Here is an 18,728-nt window from a genome sequence, read left to right as displayed (position 1 = left end):
CGAAAAATCCAAATCTCGGAAGGTTTTCTCCCGATTGATTTTACTTCTCTAAATTTACTACTCTACCAAAATATTATTTAGCGATAATTCATAACCCTTCTATGGATAACTACATGGATAGGACAAATCTTACTACAGACATAACCAGAATTTAAGCAACTGTAATTAGTTTCACTTGATGTGAAAAATCTGTCAACCTCTATCAGTACTTTGCCATAACACCGACACTTCCTATTTGAGCATATCCATAAATTTACAGGCAATAATTTGACTAATGCAAGTTGTTGACTCATTCGTTGGATAGATTTTGGCTTTGAATAGCTCAAGCATTGTCGAACAGGAATTACAATTTAGGAAAATTAAAAAACTCGCTGTCAGAGTAAATTATACCTTATATACTTGATTATATAGAGTCACAAGTAGCAGAATGACAGCGCTGCAACACTTATGGCGATAGCGATCCCCATTTTTAAATTAACAACTAAATCAACAAAATCATTGATGAACTACGCTAATTCTTCTTGAGGGCAAATCTTGTATGGGATACCCCCTTCTGTTAAAATCAAATATACCACTAGGATTAAATACTTACCGGCACCAACATTCAGGCTAGTCCGGCGAGTAGCAACTTATTACTTTGTTGTCTACGCGTTTGGTGTCTTATAGATGTGCTAGGTAGCAAGAACGCAGGATAAACCAAAAGAGGTAAACTCCTGGCTTCGGAATCTGCTGTGTGAAAAATTATTGACACAACTTTAGTATTTTAGAGGAGATTTATGACAAGTAAGCCGGAACGCGTGGTACTAATTGGAGTAGCCGGAGACTCTGGATGCGGTAAATCTACGTTTTTGCGTCGTTTGATAGATTTGTTTGGTGAAGATTTAATGACAGTCATCTGTTTGGATGATTATCACTCCCTGGATCGTAAACAGCGCAAAGAAACAGGGATAACGGCACTAGACCCCAGGGCGAACAATTTTGACTTGATGTATGAGCAAATTAAAGCGCTCAAAAGTGGCCAAGGTATTGATAAGCCGATTTACAACCACGAAACCGGCTTGATTGACCCGCCAGAGCGGGTAGAGCCGAATCACATTATAGTTGTTGAAGGACTGCATCCTTTATATGATGAGCGGGTGCGATCGCTAATCGACTTCAGTGTTTATTTTGACATTAGTGATGAAGTCAAAATTGCCTGGAAAATCCAGCGAGATATGGCTGAACGCGGTCATCGCTACGAAGATGTTTTAGCGCAAATCAATTCCCGCAAACCTGACTTTGAAAAGTTTATCGAGCCACAAAGAGAATTTGCCGATGTAGTTCTCCAAGTATTACCCACAAACTTGATCAAAAACGACACCGAGCGTAGAGTCTTAAGGGTACGCATGCTCCAGCGTGAAGGTAAGGAAGGCTTTGATCCAACCTATCTATTTGATGAAGGGTCAACAATTAATTGGACTCCTTGTGGACGCAAACTGACCTGTTCTTACCCTGGTATGCAGTTGTACTACGGTTCAGATGTTTACTACGGCCGCTATGTCTCAGTACTAGAGGTGGATGGTCAATTTGACAACTTGGAAGAAGTAATTTACATCGAAACCCATCTCAGCAATACATCCACCAAATATCAGGGTGAATTGACTCACTTGTTACTCCAGCACCGCGAGTATCCAGGTTCCAATAATGGTACTGGTTTCTTCCAAGTGCTTACAGGTTTGAAGATGCGTGCTGCCTATGAGCGTTTGACAGCTACGGAAGCAAAGTTAGCGGTTCAGGTTTAAAGCAGCAGTGTTTGTGTCAAAGCTTGTGGGGACGCTTCCGGGTTATTGGTGTCAACTTAACGCGAAACGGGCGGTTAGAAACCGCGTCTACACAAACAAAACCCACCTCCGTGGGTTTCAAACCCTTAATTTGACTTTAGTCCGCGGAGGCGGACAATGCCAGTGTAGCCGCGAATTCCATTCGCCGGGGCTGAAGTTGACACCAATGCTTCCGGGTGTCCCCTTTTTTTGTGTTATTAAATACATTTTTATTGAAAAAGAATCACCATATATTTATATTATTTACGGATATTTACCTTATGGTTAGTGGTTTTTATCAATATCGAAAAGATACTAACGACTGAAGTATAAATATTGTTATGATTTCATAAATTAGTAGTTGAACTAAATACTCACATTTAGTCAACGAAAAACTCTCGATGGAGGAATTTCCTTTGTCTCGTCGATATTTATTTACCTCCGAGTCAGTCACCGAAGGTCATCCAGATAAAATTTGCGATCAGATTTCTGATACCATCCTGGATGCTCTATTGACACAAGACCCCAGTAGCCGTGTTGCTGCTGAAGTAGTAGTTAACACTGGTTTGGTGCTAATCACTGGTGAAATAACCACCAAAGCCAATGTGAATTTCGTCAATCTCGCCCGCAAAAAAATTGCCGAAATTGGCTATACCAATGCCGATAATGGCTTTTCTGCCAACAGCACCAGTGTTCTGGTAGCTTTAGACGAACAATCACCTGATATTGCTCAAGGCGTTAACACCGCCCAAGAAACCCGCGAGCAAGATAGTGATGAACAATTCGACAAAATTGGTGCGGGCGATCAAGGTATAATGTTCGGTTTTGCTAGCAACGAAACACCCGAACTGACACCATTGCCCATCAGTCTCGCGCACCGCATTGCCCGCCGATTGGCAGCAGTCCGCAAAACGGGGGAATTGCCATACCTGCGTCCTGACGGCAAAACCCAAGTAACTGTAGCTTACGAAGATGGACGCCCAGTAGGTATTGATACTATTCTGATTTCTACCCAACATGCAGCCACTATTGGGGAAATCACAGATGAGGCAGCGGTACAAGCCAAAATTAAACAAGACCTCTGGTCAGCAGTGGTCGAACCTGTTTTTGGCGATATTGACATTAAGCCTAACGATCAGACACGTTTTTTAGTCAACCCCACTGGCAAATTTGTCGTTGGTGGCCCTCAGGGAGATTCTGGTCTGACAGGACGGAAAATAATCGTTGATACCTACGGTGGTTATTCACGGCATGGTGGCGGTGCTTTTTCTGGCAAAGACCCCACGAAGGTAGACCGTTCTGCTGCTTATGCGGCTCGCTATGTGGCAAAAAATATTGTCGCTGCCGGATTGGCAGACAAAGTTGAAATCCAGCTATCCTATGCGATTGGCGTAGCACGACCAACAAGTATCCTAGTGGATACCTTTGGTACTGGCAAAGTGGATGAAGAAACCTTACTGGAATTAATCAATAAGCACTTTGAACTCCGTCCAGCGGGGATTATCCATACTTTCAACTTACGCAACTTACCAAGTGAACGAGGCGGACGTTTTTATCAGGACGTCGCGGCTTACGGTCATTTTGGGCGGGCTGATTTAGACTTGCCTTGGGAACAGACCGATAAAGCCGAGTTGTTGAAGCAAGCAGTAAAGGAGTCACTTTCGGCAGTAGTTGCTCAGGCAGTAACTTAGACTTATACGCTACTGCAAAAACTTAGTTTATCTACGTGAGGGTATTGGTAACTTAACAAGTTACCGATGCCCTCATTTTTTGTTCGCCGAGTGAATATCGAAAATTGACACTCTCAGGTCTGTTCGCCCTTGGCGTCTCCCCTTCTCCCAAAGGGAGAGGCTAACGCCAAGGGAGAAGACACGCTCGTTTCTTAGTTCATCGACGTACCTTAAAATCATCCATCCTTTCGGCAATACTTAAACCGGAAACCCGTTTAGTAAAACTACTATTTTGTCAAGCTAGACACCCAATACGGTTCGGTTAAGGCAAGAGACGCGATAAATCGCCGTCTCTACAATAATCAGTTCTTCGTCTTGACGGCGATTTATCGCGTCTTTGTGATCTAGAATTTTCATCAAAAAACCCTAACCGAACCGTATTGGCTAGGCACCCCGACAGCAGATTCATCTGTTGCAAAGATTTTTGTCAATGGTATTACGGGCCGGTGATGGCTTTTGGTTGCAAAGATACAGATTGCCCATTAACTGACAACACCGTGGCTTCTAAAATCTGGCCGTAACGATTGCGAGTACCAAATCCTTTGGCTTGAATTGTGTTTCCGATGTTTGCCATACTGGCTAGCTGTTCGCCTACATGGGGCGGGAATTTGACAATTGTGCCATTAGAGATAATGACTCCGTTAATTTCTCCTCGATGTCCCACCAACCAATTCTGAGCAGTTCCCTCCGTAGATAAGGTACTGTAGTTGTTCAAGGTGGGGGGTTGAGGCGCGGTTGTGGGAGGTTGTTCGACTAAAGTCTGTCTAGTTTGAGAATTGGTGATGCTTTTGGCTCTCACTTCCTGTCCGAAGCGAGTTGAAAAGCCAGCATCGCCAAAAATGCTCACTTTCGTGTTTGGGATAATCATCCCCACTAAACTGTCTGCCATCTGGGGAGGAAATTTCACCTGTAGCCCGTTATTGAGTAATAGCCCATCCACCTTACCTTCAGGGTTGAGAAGATACTGTTTTACCTCTCCGGTGAAAGTGGTTCCGACTGCGGGGGGTAATCCTGGTGGGGGTGCTGGAGGAATATCTAGAGGATTAGCATTGGCTAAATTGGCACTTGGGAGATTAGCTTCTAGCGATCGCCCGCTTGGTGTAGCATTACTAGCGAAAGTATTGTATGTCCAAAAACCGAAAAGTGCGATCGCGGCTCCGATGCCGCCACTAGTTAAAATTAACTTTAACCTGCCTTGGCGATCGCGCTCTCGAATTTGCTTGGCTTGAATCTGCTGTATAGCTTGTTGAATCACCTCTGGAGGAATTTGTACTTCTGCACCAGCTTGCATGATTTCTTCTAAAGAATAATCCTGATTTTCTTGGGCATACAACTGAGCCGCCAAGGCAAAAACATCGGGAGCAATTTCTTTCGGAATGCGAACTTTGGAGTTATTCATCTGCTTTAATTCAATTACCCTGAACTGTAAGAGTGCAAAACTCGTGCCATAGATACAAGACACTCGCTAGTTAGTAAGGCAGGATGAAAAATAAGCGACTGGAATTTGGCATAGTTTTTGCACTTCTAGAAGTTCTAACCCTTATTCCATGCAACCTATTGTGTTACCTCAACGTTGGACACTGCGGCGACAGCTAACAATCCTCAGCATCCTTTTTTTAGGTTTAAGTGGAGCTGCTTTGTGGTTAGTAGTACAACTATTTCAAAGTCTGGAAGGTGCTGTTGTTGCCAGAAATCAGAGAGAACTAGCCTTTGCCAACACCAGACTAATTAAGTTGTTTTGGGAATCAAATCTTGGGCAAATACCAAAGCCAAGTGAGCAGTCAAGCAAACCGTTGGCGGAACTCTCAAACGATGCCCTAACTGCTTTCCCAAGGGTGGAAGGGGGATTTTACCTGCTGCAACAAGACCAGCTTTTAGGCTATGCCTATCCTACCCACGGTGGTCCTATCCCCAAAAAAGATATTCCTCCCGTTGAACGAGACACAATTTTGCAATTGACTCGGAGAGCCACAAGCCAAGGTTTACCCCAGGAATTAGTACTGCACCCTGGTCTTGATATCTTGGTACTGCGGGCTGATCCTCTACCTCTGTGGGGTGCAGTGTGGACGATGAAACGTATGCCTCATCTAGAAGATAGCAATCAAAAAGTTTTAAGTGTTTTCGTGGTTTTAGGAATTTTAGTCGTAGGAGTTTGGACTTTTTATATTGCCTTACAACTTCAGTGGGGAGTGCAGCGACTCCAGCAAAGTATTAAAGCAATGGAAGAGGATAAAGCTTCACTCATTCCTCCCCTACCCGCAGAAATGGGACTGTTGGGAACTGCAATAAATAGTATGCAATACCACCGCCAAGAGTTAGAGCAGCGCTTGCACCGAGTTGAGCGCTTGGCTTCTCTGGGACAACTGGTGGCGGGGGTAGCTCACGAAGTCCGCAATCCCTTAGCTAGTATGCGTCTCAACTTGCAATATACAGAACGACAATTAAAAAAACAGGGAATTACAACTTTACCGATCGCTAGTTTACTAGAGCAAGTAGACCGTTTAGAGATGCTGGTGCGACGGCTATTGTATTTTGACCAAAATCAGCAAGAAGAAATGGTAATTTCTTCCTTAGAAGCGATCGCTTTTGAGTCAGTTTCTCTGTTGCGTCTCAAAGCCGAAGAACAGGGAGTAACACTTTTTTATCGCTCTGCTGCTGAACCTTTGCCCCAAGTACCACTACGCCGTCGCGAGTTAGGACAGGTAATGGTTAACTTAATCTTAAATGCCATCCAAGCAAGTCCATCAGAAAGCGAAGTTGAGATTGGTGTAAGCCAAGAGCAAGACTACTTAGTGACTTGGGTAAAAGACACTGGCGCAGGTTTAGCACTAGAAGAATGCGATCGCATTTTCGATCCTTTTTATTCCACAAAACCCCAAGGAACAGGTTTAGGTTTAGCGATTAGCCACGAGATTGTCACGCGACACGGAGGGCATATTGATTTGAAATCTCAACCAGGTTGCACCGTTTTTAGCGTTTATTTACCGAAGAATCACAACGATGGCTAAAATTTTGATTATTGATGATGAAAAAGCTTTGCGTCAAGCGATGGCGCAAATTTTAAAAGATGAAGGTCACGACGTTGTAGAGGCAGGAGACGGAGAGCAAGGACTGAAGATAATTCAACAAGATATCACATCTCGTCCTGACTTGGTGTTTCTGGATTTGAAAATGCCTAAAACTCAGGGTAATGCTGTTTTAAAAGCTTTAGGTAGTAAGATTCTATTTGAACTGCCAGTCATTGTGATGACAGCTTATGGAACAAGTCGTACAGCCATTGAAGCTATGCAGTTGGGAGCCTATGATTACTTGACTAAACCCTTCGATTTAGAAGATTTAGTCAACTTGGCGCAAAAAGCTTTAGCTCATTCCCAAGCATCAGCCGAGCAAATTGGTGAAGCAAATACCCAAAATCTCGGACAGCCAGAAGAACTGTTGGGGCGATCGCCTAAAATGGCAGAAGTTTTTAAACTTATTGGTAGACTTGCCCAAGGAAACACCACAGTTTTGATTGTTGGCGAATCAGGTACAGGCAAAGAGTTAGTCGCTTCCACACTACATAATGCTAGTCCTCGCAGTCGCGGCCCTTTGGTAAAAGTTAACTGTGCAGCCCTTCCAGAACATTTGTTAGAAGCAGAATTATTTGGTCACGAAAAAGGAGCCTTCACTGGAGCTAATCACTTGCGAATTGGTCGCTTTGAACAAGCCAATGGCGGCACAATTTTTCTGGATGAAGTCGGAGAATTGAGCCAGATTATTCAAGGAAAATTGTTGCGAGTATTACAGGATAAATCCTTCGAGCGCTTGGGTAGTAATCAAACCAAAACTGTAGATGTCCGCATTTTAGCTGCCACCAATCGGAATTTAGAACAATTGGTACGCCTCAATCAGTTTCGAGAAGACCTTTACTATCGCTTTAATGTAGTACGAATTGAACTACCACCTTTGTGCGATCGCCCCGAAGATTTAGAACAACTTACCCAACATTTTCTAAGTTCTATTGCCCTAAGAAATGGGATTAAAAATTTAGCAATCACCTCAACCGCCCTAGAAAAACTCAGAGATTACGCTTGGCCAGGAAATGTGCGAGAACTACAAAATACTTTAGAGAGAGCAGCAGTTTTTTCTGGAGGAAGAACCATTCTTTCAGAGCATCTCATTTTTAATCAAGAATATCAGATGAATTTGAACTTAGAACAAGCGATCGCTCAGTTAGAAATAAACTTTATCCGCCATGCTTTAGCACTTTATCCCCAAGAACCCCACAAAGCATTAGGAATTTCCGCCGAAAGCTTTGAGCAAAAAAAGCAACAATGGAATTTATAGCACAATACCCTTGAGTTAAGCATTTTTCCTACTCTCTGTGTCCTCTGCGCCTCTGCGGTTCGTATCATGAATTCCTTAAACTCCGCATCTACACTAGAAACACACCTAGAAACTCAAACTGTTATTTACCCAACCCTACAGTATTTAGTTCGCTTTTTGCCGTGGGATGGTAAACGAGTATTCGACCATCTTCGAGAAGAATCTAAACACAATCCATTTATAATAGAAAATTCTGATTTCCAGAACAGCGAAGCACTTTTAGACGATATTCTACCTAATTGGTATAGTCCCATCGCCCAGGAATTAAGTTTAAGCGAGCATCTTCTTGGACAAATATCAGCTTTATCAATCCCATCAAGACAACGTGAAGCATTCACCTATCTAACTCAGTGGTTATCAAACTCCGGTTACTTAGAAGAAACGCCAGAAGTTTGGGCAGATGGTAGTATCTGGAGTGCAAAAGAATTAGAGGCTATTGTGCCTCTCCTCCAAAGTTTAGATCCACCTGGAATTGGTACGCGCTCCCTACAAGAATGTCTGTTAGTACAACTCAAAGACCAGCCTGAAAGTCTAGCTTTTCTACTAGTTAAAAATTATTTAGAAGACATAGCAAATTGTATTGGTAATACTTCAGAGTCAAAGCACAATTGTCAAGTACTATTGCAAAAACTGAATCAAAATCACCAAAATATTGATATTGACATCGATAAAATCACCGATGCTATTCATGAGATTCAAGAATTAGAACCCCGTCCCGCCAGAAACTTCGGTGGTAGGGATGCTCCCATCGTCACCCCTGATTTAAAAGTTGAGTTAATAGCTGGAAGTTGGCAAATTTCTTTAGCCTATGAAGTCAAACAACGTTTTTGTCTGAATTCCGAAGCCATTAAGCTTTTGCAGGAATCACCGAAAGCAAGGCGAGATACCCAACAACTAGAAGCATTATTACAAAAAGCTAGAAATTTACTCACAGCTTTGCAACAGTGGCAAGAAAATCTGCTCAAAGTTGGTAAATTTTTAGTTGAGCGCCAGCAAGCTTTTTTGCATAGTCGGGATAAATTAGACTTAGTGTCTACCCCTCAGCAACTAGTAGCTCAATCGGTGGGACTTAGTAACTCTACAGTCAGCCGGATTGTGCGGGGACGGTATATATTAGTTTGTAACCAAAACAGTCGGATAATTCCGTTGCATTCACTATGTGTTCCTGTAGGAATAGGCGGACGTACTCCTCAACAAATCCAACAGATGCTATTACAGTTAATTGTAGAAGAATCACCCGCCAATCCTTATACTGATGAGCAATTAGCCCAGCTTTTGAAAATCCGATTTTGTCTCCCAATCACTCGCAGAACAGTCACAAAATACCGTAAAATTGCTGAGATAAAGTCATCACATCAGCGCAAGTTGACTGATAAAAAGATGGGAAGCAAGAGCAGGAAGCAAGGAAGTTTCTTGAAATATCAAAATTGAGCCTTTAAGCCTGAACGTTGAGCCTTTGAACCTAAACGTTGAGCCTTTGAGCCTGAAATTTTAAGTTTGATTGTTGACTAATGACTAAATCCAAAAATAAGCCAGAATGAGAGTTAGTACAGTTAACGGTAGACCAAAACGCAGATGTTCCCAGAATGACAATTGATAACCAAGTTTTGCAACAGCCTCAGCAACAATTAAATTAGCAACTGAACCTAACAAAGTTAGATTACCTGCTAAGGTAGATCCTGCTGCTAATAGTAACCAGGTTTTTGTATCTGGATGGGGAATTAAATGTTGTAGTAACAATACTGCTGGAACATTAGAAACTAAATTTGAAAGGAGAGCAGTGATTCCTAATATGTTCAGAGGAGTATAAACTAAACCGCTAAATAAATTCAATATTCCTAATTTTTCTACTCCAGCGGTAACAATAAACAGTCCAGAAAACATCACCAGTAAATCCCAATCTACTTTATTTAAAACTCGTTGCGGTTTGATTCGCCTAGTAATAAACAGTAAAGCAGCAGCTACAAGTGTTGCTTGGGCTGGAGGTATCCCAATTAAAAATGCAATTAATAGTCCTCCGGTGATCAATAGGCTTTTAGTAAGCAACGGTTTAAATATCCGGTAACGCACGAGGGTTACACTCGGACAAGACTTAGTAGAACGAACATCAGGATAAAGCCACCACAATAACCCAATTTGGATCAATAAACTTACTAATGCGATGGGAGTCAATGCTTTCGCAAAATCGAGATAGCTGATACCAGAGAAGGAACCAATCAAAATATTTTGCGGATTACCACTTAAGGTAGCCACTGAACCCAGATTAGTTGCTCCCGCCAAGGCCAGTAAGTAAGGAATAGGATTGAGGCTCAAAGTTTGGGTTAAACCGAGAACCAAAGGAGTCAAAATTAAAGCGATAGTATCATTCAGAAAAAAAGCGGAGAGAATTCCACTGCCAAAAGTTAAAACAATTAGCAAACCCAAAGGGCTGCGAGTAAAATGTGTAACTGTATCAAGGGTTAGTTGAAAAAAACCAGCGTAAGCTAAGTTTGTGCTGATGACCATCATGCCAAACAGGAAAATCAGCGTTTTATAGTCTATGGCTTGCCATGCTTCTTTGAGGTCTAATACCCCGAATGCCATCAGCAAAGATGCACCAACTAAAGCAATACTGGCTCGGTTCATCCGCAAACCAGGGATATATCCTAAACCCAAACCGATATAAGTCAGCCCAATGATGATGTATCTGAAAAAAATCATGATTTCGCTAGATGCTTTTGATTAAGTAGTCATTGGTCATTGGTCATTGGTCATTGGTCATAGGTCATTGGTCAGTTTCTGACGTAGCCTGTCAACCAATGCACCCGCTGGTGTTTGAGCAATAACTGTGGCAATTGCCGAAGCTGACATCGCCAATCCAATCTGGGCTGGGTTCCAATTTGCTGAAGCTTTCAGGTAAATACTCAAATATGGCCCAACACCATCGCGCACATCTGCGAGAAACACATTCAAGTAATCAAGCGATCGCAAACTCTCCTTACTCAGTCTTCGCTGTTTTTGCATAAGTCTTTAGTGATATTTTGTGAGCTATGGAGAGGTCACAATACTCTTATGCAAAAATCGTGCCAAATCATATCAAGTCCAGGTAAAGATTTTTAGATTTTGATTGCACTTTTTTGTGTGGATATCAGTGCGATCGCAAAAAGAAACCCCCTCTGCTTTTGTCATAGTAAAGTGATTACAAGGCAGAGGGGTTTCATTTATCTTAATATTTTTGTAGAGGCAGGTTTTAAGGATAATTCTGGCAAAAAACTAGTTTATTTAATTTAAAACCCGCCAAAACCGATGTTGTGTTGATTTTAACCTGCCAACTTATTGAGGCTATTTCCAATCAGGAATGATGGGGCCGCTGGAATCTTCTCCACCAATACCGATTCCAGTGTTAAATACTTCTGCATCGGTAAGGTTGAGATCGTTCATTGATGCTTGATACACGTTAGAATCGTGAATCGTAGCGCGAGTAAAATTTACTCCGTTGAGATTGACTTGCTTCAAATTCACATTGGTTACATAAGCAGATGTTAGGTTAGCACCTGCCAAGTTTGCACCAGTTAAGTCAGCACCTTCGAGGTTAGCTCCTACAAGGTTGGCTCCTTGGAGCTTCGAGCCTCTCAAGTCAGCACCAATTAAATGAGCGCCATTGAGGTTAGCTCCTGATAGATCGCACTTAACACATTCCCCGGTTGAAAGCAGCTTTTGTAAATCCTGTGGATTCTCGGCTCTAACCGAGCTAGCGAAAAATAGGGGAGTTGCTAAGACCATGGCCGCTAATAGCTGGAGTTTCATAATTTTCCCCCTTAATAATCAAGTTGCGTCCGTTCTGTCCCTCACAACTCTATTATCTCACTAAACTTCGTAAGGTCAATCTATCTTGTGACAATCTATCTCCTGACAGGTTAGTTGTGATCTGAAAGAGGAATATAAAGTAATGTAACAAATTCTATTAATTCTGATTTATGGCGATTTTTACCAGATAATTCCTCAAAAAAAGCCAGTATTAAATCTTTTGAAAAACTGGATTTACTCGCCATAGCTGGTTTGATAAGTATTTATACTTTATCAATTTATGGTTGAGCTTAATTCCTCAGAAATTCTCGCATATACTGATTAACCAATTCAGGCTGTTCTTGCTGCACCCAATGGCCACAATTAGGAATGTACTTGATTTGAAAATCCCTGACATAAGCGGCGGTGTTGTAGGTTAGTTCTTTACCGAGTGCAGTGTCATTTTCTCCCCAAATCATCAGTGTTGGCACTTCTAGAACGTCCCAATTTGGATTTAGCATTCTCTGCTGAAAAATATTGCGGTAATAGTTCAACATTGCTGTGAGGGCACCGCGTTTGGCAGCAGCATCTTTATAGGCGTCAATATCCGATTTGGTGAAAGCACTCTTGTTAACTGCTGTACCTTTAAAAATTGTTTCAATTGCTTGATAGTCTGAAGATTGTAAGAATATTTCTGGTATCCAGGGTAGTTGAAAGAGGAAGATGTAGTAACTACGCTGCAACTGTTGGAGAGTGCGGAAGCCTTGGGCAAATTTGGCAGGATGAGGCAGGTTAAGGATAATTAATCGCTCTACCATTTCGGGATGAGCATAAGCAAAAGCCCAAGCGATCGCACCGCCCCAATCATGTCCAGCTAAAACACATTTTTGGTATCCTAATGCTTTAATTACTCCCTCAACATCTTTGATAAATTCATCCATTACATAAGCTGATTGCTCATTTGGCTTATCACTATTGTTGTAGCCACGCAAGTCAATGGCGACGACTTTAAAATCTTGAGCAAATTCGGGTATTTGATGCCGCCAAGAGTACCAAAATTCAGGAAAACCATGCAACATCAACATTAAGGGGCCTTCACCTTGGGTAACGTAGTGTAGGTTCACCCCATTTGTAGTTATATAATCGTGTTTCCAAGTTCGTTCTATTACAGACATGTGTTGTGTTTTTGTTGATGATAGTTATTATGTGTAATATTTTTCTTCAAAACATCTGTTAAAAGATAGGTTGAAAATTGCAATTCACCTTTAGATAGATATTGATAATAAATCAACAGAGTTTCATACAAATACTAGAATATATCAACCTGGATTAACAAAATGCCCTTGATGAAAGTTATTTAGTAGTTTCTTCATTCATTTGAGATACAAATAAAATGAGCATAATAGAAACGCGTGGTATTTGGCTGGCTACTACCGATAGTAAAGTTCTCAGGTCAAAGCAAGGAATTGCTGAGGCGATGGATTTTCTGGCCGAGACGGGATTTAATGTGGTGTTTCCCGTTGTTTGGAACAAGGCAGTAACTTTGTATCCTAGTCAAACAATGCGGCAGACTTTTGGAGTTGAAATTGACCCTCTATCTGTAGGTCGCGACCCCTTAGAAGAAGTGGTAGTTGAAGCGCAGCGAGTTGGGTTGAAAGTCATTCCTTGGTTTGAATACGGCTTTGCCAGTTCCTACAATTTGAATGGCGGTGTACTTTTACAGAAAAAACCGGAATGGGCGGCGCGTGATTATAACGGCAATTTACTGAAGAAAAACGGCTTTGAGTGGTTGAATGCACTCAATCCAGAGGTGCAGGAATTCTTTTTGAACTTGGTACTGGAAGTTGTAAATAATTATGATGTGGATGGTGTTCAAGGTGACGATCGCTTCCCGGCATTACCCTCTGAAGGTGGGTATGATGAGGGAACTGTCAGCCGTTATCGCCAGGAATTCGATCGCAATCCGCCACAGAACCCCAAGGATAGGCAATGGTTACGGTGGCGTGTAGATATTCTGACTGACTTCTTGGCGCGTCTCTACAGGGAAGTGAAAGCGGTGAATCCTAATTTGCTAGTAGCGATCGCACCTAATATTTATGATTGGGCATTCCAGGAATATCTGCAAGACTCGCCTACATGGCTGAAGCGGGGAATAGTTGATCTGATTCAGCCGCAGATTTATCGCCGTGACTTTAGGAGTTATCAGGCGATCGCTGATAAACTGGTAAACCAGCAGTTCACAGATGTAACTCTGCCCAAGTTAGCACCAGGAATACTGATGAAGCTTGGCTCTTACTGTATTAGTCCAGAATATCTGGTGCAGGCAATTGAGTACAATCGTCAACTTGGTATTCAAGGAGAGGTATTCTTTTTTTACGAGGGTTTGAGCGAAAATAATAATAGTCTAGCTAAAGTTCTGCGAAATGGGCCTTATGCTAAGTCTGCATCATTTCCAACTCTCTCAGATTTAAGTGTGGGTAGCGTAAGTGATAAAAGTACATCTTCAATTTGGCAAAGGTTGTTAAAAAAGATTTTTTAAGGAAAATACGCGTGGGATCTCAATTATCGGTGGAACGGGTCATTAAAACTCTAAGAAAAGATTTACCAACACTCTTTGAAAAAGATATCTCATATTACATTTATACACAGGATATCTATTTTAAAGACCCGGTGAATACATTCAAATATAAATTTAACTATCGCATTATATTTTGGACTTTGCGATTTCACGCTCGGCTATTTTTTACCCAAATTTACTTTGATGTACATGAGGTTTATCAGTCAGGCGAAGATACGATTTTAGCAAAGTGGACAGTGCGCGGAGTGTTACGCGTTCCCTGGAAAGCAGGTTTGCTTTTTAATGGCTATTCAACATATAAACTCAATCAAGATAATTTTATATACGAGCATATCGACACCTGGGATCGCAAACCTGGTGAGATTTTACGGCAGTTTTGGCAAAGTAGCTAATTAGATACCAAATTTTTACCAATCTCTAGCCCTCATTACCCAATCCCCTGTAGTGGCGAATTACTTCGGCAACCGACCAAGCTTGAGCGATCGCTCCTCTGGGTGTGTGAGGTGAATCACCATCAAAAATCTCAGAAATAGAACCAATACAAGCGTCAAATCGGAAGTGATCTAGCAGGGGTTGCCAATCAAAAGGCAGCGATTGTTGCGGATAAAAACGTTGCCAAGCCCGAATATATGGCCCAATTAGCCAAGTCCAAACAGTACCTTGATGATAAGCGCGATCGCGTTGCTCTTGGTTGCCCTCATATTTCCCTTTATATTCAGGATCTCCTGGATCGAGACTACGAAGACCATAGGGAGTGAGCAAGCTGGTAGTTGCCAAATCTAATATCTGACACCCTTGCTGTTCAGCAAACCCGCAATGGTGCAGCGACAGCGCCAAAACGGCATTGGGACGAATTTGAAAATTCCGGCGATCGTCCGGCTCAATAGTATCGTATAGATAACCTAGCTGAGGATTCCAAAACTTTTGCAGCGAGGTTTTTACAAGTTGTGCTTGTTGAGCATAACGCTGTGATTGCTTAGTGAGACGCACTGGCGAGCCATACTCAAGTTGGCTCAAGCGCTCTGCCCACTGACTCAGCCAACATAAAGCAGAATACCACAAGGCATTGATTTCCACTGGCTTTCCGTGACGGGGAGTGACGGGATATGACGTAATTACCACATCCATCCAAGTGAGGGCTACACCACGAGTATCCCAACTAACTAGCCCATCAGTAGCATCGACCTGGATATTGAAATGTGTACCACCGACAAATGCTTTGTAGATTTGCTGTACTACGGGGAATTGCTCTGCCAAAAAATCCCAGTCTTGAGTTGCTTCTAAATAAAGTCCTAAAGTTTCAATCCACCACAAGGCTGCATCAATACTGTTATAAATGGGTTCACCATTGACATCAGGAAATGCATTAGGAATCAAACCGTGGCGACAATAATGCCCAAAAGTTCGCAATACTCCTTTTGCCAGATCAAAGCGTTGTGGAACTAGTGCCAACCCCGGTAAGGCGATTAATGTGTCGCGTCCCCAGTCATTAAACCAGTGATAACCAGCAATCACCGTAGGGCCTGCAATTGAGGCTCGATAGACGATAAATTGATCGCTTGCTTTGAGTAATTGTTGCCAGATTGGGGATTGGGCATGGGGCATTGGGCATGGGGCATTGGGTATTGGACATTCGTAATTATTCCCCTGCTCCCCTGCCCCTCTGCTCCCCTGCTCCCCTGCTCCCCTGCCCCTCTGCTCCCCTGCTCCCCTGCTCCCCTGCTCCCCTGCTCCCCTGCTCCCCTGCTCCCCTGCCCCTCTGCTCCCCTGCTCCTCTGCTCCCCTGCTCCCCTGCTCCCCTGCCCCTCTACCTCCCCCACTCCATCCAAAAATCTTTGAGAGCCTTTCTTGCTCTGCCTCCACGGCTTCTACAAAGGTTTCGGGGGTGAGAATACCTGACACCGAGTCGGGAAAACCTACTCGTGCTTCTAGAGTTACTGTATCTCCTGGTTGCAGTGTGACTATCAAGTAACCAGGACTGTAGAGGTCTTCCTTATCGCCTAATCCCCGTTTCGTCTCCTCAGACAATCCATAATCCCAATACCAAACGGCATCTGGTTGATAATTTCCCTGTGTCCAGCGCAAGTGCCAAGGTATACCGAAATGTCCAGAATTGATTGCTTGTAGACAGACTTGCTGTTGCCCTAGTAATTGTGAGAACTTTAATTCTTGACTATATGTCTGCTGGTGGTGAAAGTCACGTTCTGCTATCAACAGTCGCAACCGTAAAATCGCTGTATGACTTCCCTCGTAGCGATACTGAATTAAAATTCGATGGCAAAATTGGGCAGGGGAATTGGGAATTGGGCATTGGGGAGCCAGTGCGTTGGGCAGCTTTGCCGACTTGAAGCAACTGGCGTCATTGGGCATGGGGCATGGGGCATTGCTTGTCCCCTTGTTCCCTTGTCCCCTTGCCCCCAGTCCCCAGTCCCCAGTCCCCAATCCCCAGCCCCCAATCCCCAGTCCCCAGTCCCCAGCCCCCACCAACCCATAAGGCATCACCAATTCTCTGGTTAACTGCCAGTTATCTTGACCCCAAGTCCATTTTGGAACTGGGTTAATATCAAAATTGCGTAGCAGTTCGTAGCCTGTCCGCTCAATCTGATTTTTACCCCAGAAATTTGTCCCTAGTGACACAACGCTCCCTAATACTTCCAAACTAGCTTCTAGGTGCGAAAACAGCAGAGTCCTCCCAGAAGGCGGGTTTGTCGCGGCAAACAGCCAACCATGATAAGTACGCGTGCGGACGCCAGAAACAGTACCACTGGCAAAACTTCCTAAGCCATTGGTAAGCAACCATTCTCTTGTATCTAAATCAGGCATTTGCTACTCAAAATCGTTATGAGTATGATATAGTCGTAACAGATCGTAATTAAACTGTGAGAGCGTAGATGGGTGAGTTTTACTTGACCCGAATTCCAACGCTACTAAACCGATAAAGGAGAATTAGGTTAATGTCCCTTACTTACGGAACCGAAGGAAGCCTCCGCGTTGGTCAACAAGCTCCCGATTTCACAGCAACCGCTGTGGTAGATCAGGAATTTAAGACAATCAAACTTTCCGATTATCGCGGTAAGTATGTCGTCCTGTTTTTCTACCCACTAGACTTTACCTTTGTTTGTCCTACTGAAATCACAGCATTTAGCGATCGCTACGAAGAATTCAAGAAAATCAATACTGAAGTCCTTGGGGCTTCCGTTGATAGTGAATTCTCCCACCTCGCTTGGATTCAAACAGATCGTAAGTCTGGTGGTGTTGGCGACTTGAATTATCCTCTAGTCTCCGACATCAAGAAAGAAATTAGCGCCGCTTACAACGTTCTTGACCCAGCAGCAGGCATTGCATTGCGTGGTCTGTTCATCATCGATAAAGATGGTATCATACAGCACGCTACCATTAACAATCTAGCTTTTGGTCGTAGCGTTGATGAAACCTTGCGGACATTACAAGCAATTCAGCATGTTCAGTCTCACCCCGACGAAGTTTGCCCAGCTGGTTGGCAACCTGGTGACAAGACAATGAATCCTGACCCAGTGAAGTCTAAAGTCTACTTCTCTGCTGTCTAAATTTCGCTAGCAAACTCTAATCCATACTGTTGGAGTTGAGAGCAAAATCAATGAAAACCATAGATAAACAGAGATATACATTCAACAATGTCAACCTCCGTATATATCTATGGTTTTTTCATTAAATGGTATTTAAACAATATCAATGTGAAAAAATAATACATTTTTGACATTGATTCTTACCGATGAAGCGCTCAAAAGCGTATCAAATCCCTCTTTAACAATCCAAAATCCAAAATCTAAAATTTTATTATGCTTACTTCAACTGATTTTCGTGGCTTATTAAATGAGCGTTTCTTCCGTAATTTTTTACCAGTTCCAGCTAGCAATAAACTCAGATTGGGAGTGGGAACACCAGAATTTCAATTACCAGATATTACCAACGGAAGATTAGTAAAATTGTCTGATTATAAAGGCAAACAACCTGTGTTAATTGCCTTTACTCGCATCTTTACTGAAAAGCAATATTGTCCTTTTTGTTTTCCTCACATCAAAGAGTTAAATGAAAACTATGAACAATTTAAAAAACTTGGTATAGAAGTTTTAATGATTACTAGTACCGATGAACGGCAGAGTCAAATAGTTGTGAGAGATTTAGGCTTACAAATGCCATTATTGAGTGATCCTAGTTGTAGAGTATTTCGTACCTATCAAGTAGGACAGGCACTGGGAGCGCCTTTGCCAGCACAGTTTGTATTAGATAAAGAAGGAAAACTCCGCTACTGGCATTTATTTTCTTTTCTGGATCATAATGCTAGCGTTGAGATATTGTTAGAACAATTCAATTGAGTATAAGGTATAAAATTGGCATTGTCCGCCTTACTTATGAAACTGTCAGGGTTCTCTAGTTGAGTACCAACCCCATAGCTGAAGCTAGGGGCTTGTAGGAGACTTCACCTGACCAGACTAACCGTTTAGAGCAAGA

Annotated in this window: 15 protein-coding genes; 9 read left to right on the top strand and 6 right to left on the bottom strand. The window is 42.6% G+C overall.

Features of this window, described 5'->3' with window-relative positions; genetic code table 11:
* Positions 1-776: 776 nt before the first annotated feature.
* Together V7K67_RS21435 and metK are read left to right on the top strand one after the other, a co-directional pair.
* On the top strand, positions 777-1,781 hold the full coding sequence (locus V7K67_RS21435; RefSeq protein WP_334711242.1) for a phosphoribulokinase: 1,005 nt from the start codon (positions 777-779) through the stop codon (positions 1,779-1,781).
* A gap of 434 nt (positions 1,782-2,215) precedes the next feature.
* Positions 2,216-3,490, top strand: a complete 1,275-nt coding sequence (metK, locus tag V7K67_RS21430) for a methionine adenosyltransferase (RefSeq protein WP_334732008.1) — start codon at positions 2,216-2,218, stop codon at positions 3,488-3,490.
* A 475-nt stretch (positions 3,491-3,965) separates the two neighbouring features.
* Here the strand turns inward: metK and V7K67_RS21425 are convergent, their stop codons facing one another.
* On the bottom strand, positions 3,966-4,928 hold the full coding sequence (locus V7K67_RS21425) for a hypothetical protein (protein WP_335168317.1): 963 nt from the start codon (positions 4,926-4,928) through the stop codon (positions 3,966-3,968).
* A 148-nt stretch (positions 4,929-5,076) separates the two neighbouring features.
* On the opposite strand from V7K67_RS21425, the gene V7K67_RS21420 reads away from it, so the two are divergent.
* The 3 genes from V7K67_RS21420 to V7K67_RS21410 all read left to right on the top strand — a co-directional run bounded on the left by V7K67_RS21420 (position 5,077) and on the right by V7K67_RS21410 (position 9,325).
* A complete protein-coding gene (locus V7K67_RS21420; protein ID WP_335168315.1) occupies positions 5,077-6,537 on the top strand; it encodes a sensor histidine kinase in 1,461 nt (486 codons plus the stop codon).
* A complete protein-coding gene (locus V7K67_RS21415; protein ID WP_334732005.1) occupies positions 6,530-7,855 on the top strand; it encodes a sigma-54-dependent transcriptional regulator in 1,326 nt (441 codons plus the stop codon). Before V7K67_RS21420 ends, V7K67_RS21415 begins: the two co-directional genes overlap by 8 nt.
* 66 nt (positions 7,856-7,921) lie before the next feature.
* Positions 7,922-9,325, top strand: coding sequence for an RNA polymerase factor sigma-54 (locus V7K67_RS21410; RefSeq protein WP_335168313.1), 1,404 nt, complete (start codon positions 7,922-7,924; stop codon positions 9,323-9,325).
* Between the two features lie 84 nt (positions 9,326-9,409).
* Here the strand turns inward: V7K67_RS21410 and V7K67_RS21405 are convergent, their stop codons facing one another.
* From V7K67_RS21405 to V7K67_RS21390, 4 genes are all read right to left on the bottom strand, one after another.
* Complete coding sequence (locus V7K67_RS21405) at positions 9,410-10,594, bottom strand: anion transporter (protein ID WP_335168311.1); 1,185 nt, start codon at positions 10,592-10,594, stop codon at positions 9,410-9,412.
* A gap of 57 nt (positions 10,595-10,651) precedes the next feature.
* Positions 10,652-10,897, bottom strand: a complete 246-nt coding sequence (locus V7K67_RS21400) for an MFS transporter (RefSeq protein ID WP_335168308.1) — start codon at positions 10,895-10,897, stop codon at positions 10,652-10,654.
* A gap of 318 nt (positions 10,898-11,215) precedes the next feature.
* Positions 11,216-11,680, bottom strand: coding sequence for a pentapeptide repeat-containing protein (locus V7K67_RS21395; protein ID WP_334732001.1), 465 nt, complete (start codon positions 11,678-11,680; stop codon positions 11,216-11,218).
* Positions 11,681-11,970: 290 nt separating this feature from the next.
* Positions 11,971-12,834: an alpha/beta fold hydrolase gene (locus V7K67_RS21390; RefSeq protein ID WP_334732000.1), complete on the bottom strand. Its 864-nt coding sequence runs from the start codon at positions 12,832-12,834 to the stop codon at positions 11,971-11,973.
* 218 nt (positions 12,835-13,052) lie between these two features.
* Between V7K67_RS21390 and V7K67_RS21385 the strand changes: the two genes are divergently transcribed.
* Complete coding sequence (locus tag V7K67_RS21385; protein ID WP_335168306.1) at positions 13,053-14,198, top strand: glycoside hydrolase family 10 protein; 1,146 nt, start codon at positions 13,053-13,055, stop codon at positions 14,196-14,198.
* 11 nt (positions 14,199-14,209) lie between these two features.
* Positions 14,210-14,629 (top strand): DUF2358 domain-containing protein, encoded by a 420-nt coding sequence (locus V7K67_RS21380; protein WP_334731998.1) that lies wholly within the window; start codon positions 14,210-14,212, stop codon positions 14,627-14,629.
* 25 nt (positions 14,630-14,654) lie between these two features.
* Here the strand turns inward: V7K67_RS21380 and V7K67_RS21375 are convergent, their stop codons facing one another.
* A complete protein-coding gene (locus tag V7K67_RS21375) occupies positions 14,655-17,060 on the bottom strand; it encodes an amylo-alpha-1,6-glucosidase (RefSeq protein ID WP_335168304.1) in 2,406 nt (801 codons plus the stop codon).
* 131 nt (positions 17,061-17,191) lie between these two features.
* Here V7K67_RS21375 and V7K67_RS21370 point away from each other — a divergent pair, with 131 nt between their 5' ends.
* Both V7K67_RS21370 and V7K67_RS21365 read left to right on the top strand, forming a co-directional pair.
* On the top strand, positions 17,192-17,803 hold the full coding sequence (locus V7K67_RS21370) for a peroxiredoxin (RefSeq protein ID WP_179072718.1): 612 nt from the start codon (positions 17,192-17,194) through the stop codon (positions 17,801-17,803).
* Positions 17,804-18,055: 252 nt separating this feature from the next.
* On the top strand, positions 18,056-18,592 hold the full coding sequence (locus V7K67_RS21365; RefSeq protein WP_334731996.1) for a peroxiredoxin family protein: 537 nt from the start codon (positions 18,056-18,058) through the stop codon (positions 18,590-18,592).
* Positions 18,593-18,728 lie beyond the last annotated feature (136 nt).

This window comes from Nostoc sp., assembly GCF_036917155.1.
GTDB lineage: Bacteria > Cyanobacteriota > Cyanobacteriia > Cyanobacteriales > Nostocaceae > Nostoc.
This window is presented reverse-complemented; position numbering and strand designations above follow the sequence as displayed.

Excerpts from the sequence above, each read along its gene's own strand:
- V7K67_RS21365 (WP_334731996.1), top strand. The coding sequence starts at position 18,056 with ATGCTTACTTCAACTGATTTTCGTGGCTTATTAAATGAGCGTTTCTTC.
- V7K67_RS21415 (WP_334732005.1), top strand. The coding sequence starts at position 6,530 with ATGGCTAAAATTTTGATTATTGATGATGAAAAAGCTTTGCGTCAAGCG.
- V7K67_RS21375 (WP_335168304.1), bottom strand. The coding sequence starts at position 17,060 with ATGCCTGATTTAGATACAAGAGAATGGTTGCTTACCAATGGCTTAGGA.
- V7K67_RS21395 (WP_334732001.1), bottom strand. The coding sequence starts at position 11,680 with ATGAAACTCCAGCTATTAGCGGCCATGGTCTTAGCAACTCCCCTATTT.
- V7K67_RS21410 (WP_335168313.1), top strand. The coding sequence starts at position 7,922 with ATGAATTCCTTAAACTCCGCATCTACACTAGAAACACACCTAGAAACT.
- V7K67_RS21385 (WP_335168306.1), top strand. The coding sequence starts at position 13,053 with ATGAGCATAATAGAAACGCGTGGTATTTGGCTGGCTACTACCGATAGT.
- V7K67_RS21435 (WP_334711242.1), top strand. The coding sequence starts at position 777 with ATGACAAGTAAGCCGGAACGCGTGGTACTAATTGGAGTAGCCGGAGAC.
- V7K67_RS21420 (WP_335168315.1), top strand. The coding sequence starts at position 5,077 with ATGCAACCTATTGTGTTACCTCAACGTTGGACACTGCGGCGACAGCTA.
- V7K67_RS21405 (WP_335168311.1), bottom strand. The coding sequence starts at position 10,594 with ATGATTTTTTTCAGATACATCATCATTGGGCTGACTTATATCGGTTTG.
- V7K67_RS21400 (WP_335168308.1), bottom strand. The coding sequence starts at position 10,897 with ATGCAAAAACAGCGAAGACTGAGTAAGGAGAGTTTGCGATCGCTTGAT.
- V7K67_RS21370 (WP_179072718.1), top strand. The coding sequence starts at position 17,192 with ATGTCCCTTACTTACGGAACCGAAGGAAGCCTCCGCGTTGGTCAACAA.
- V7K67_RS21390 (WP_334732000.1), bottom strand. The coding sequence starts at position 12,834 with ATGTCTGTAATAGAACGAACTTGGAAACACGATTATATAACTACAAAT.
- V7K67_RS21425 (WP_335168317.1), bottom strand. The coding sequence starts at position 4,928 with ATGAATAACTCCAAAGTTCGCATTCCGAAAGAAATTGCTCCCGATGTT.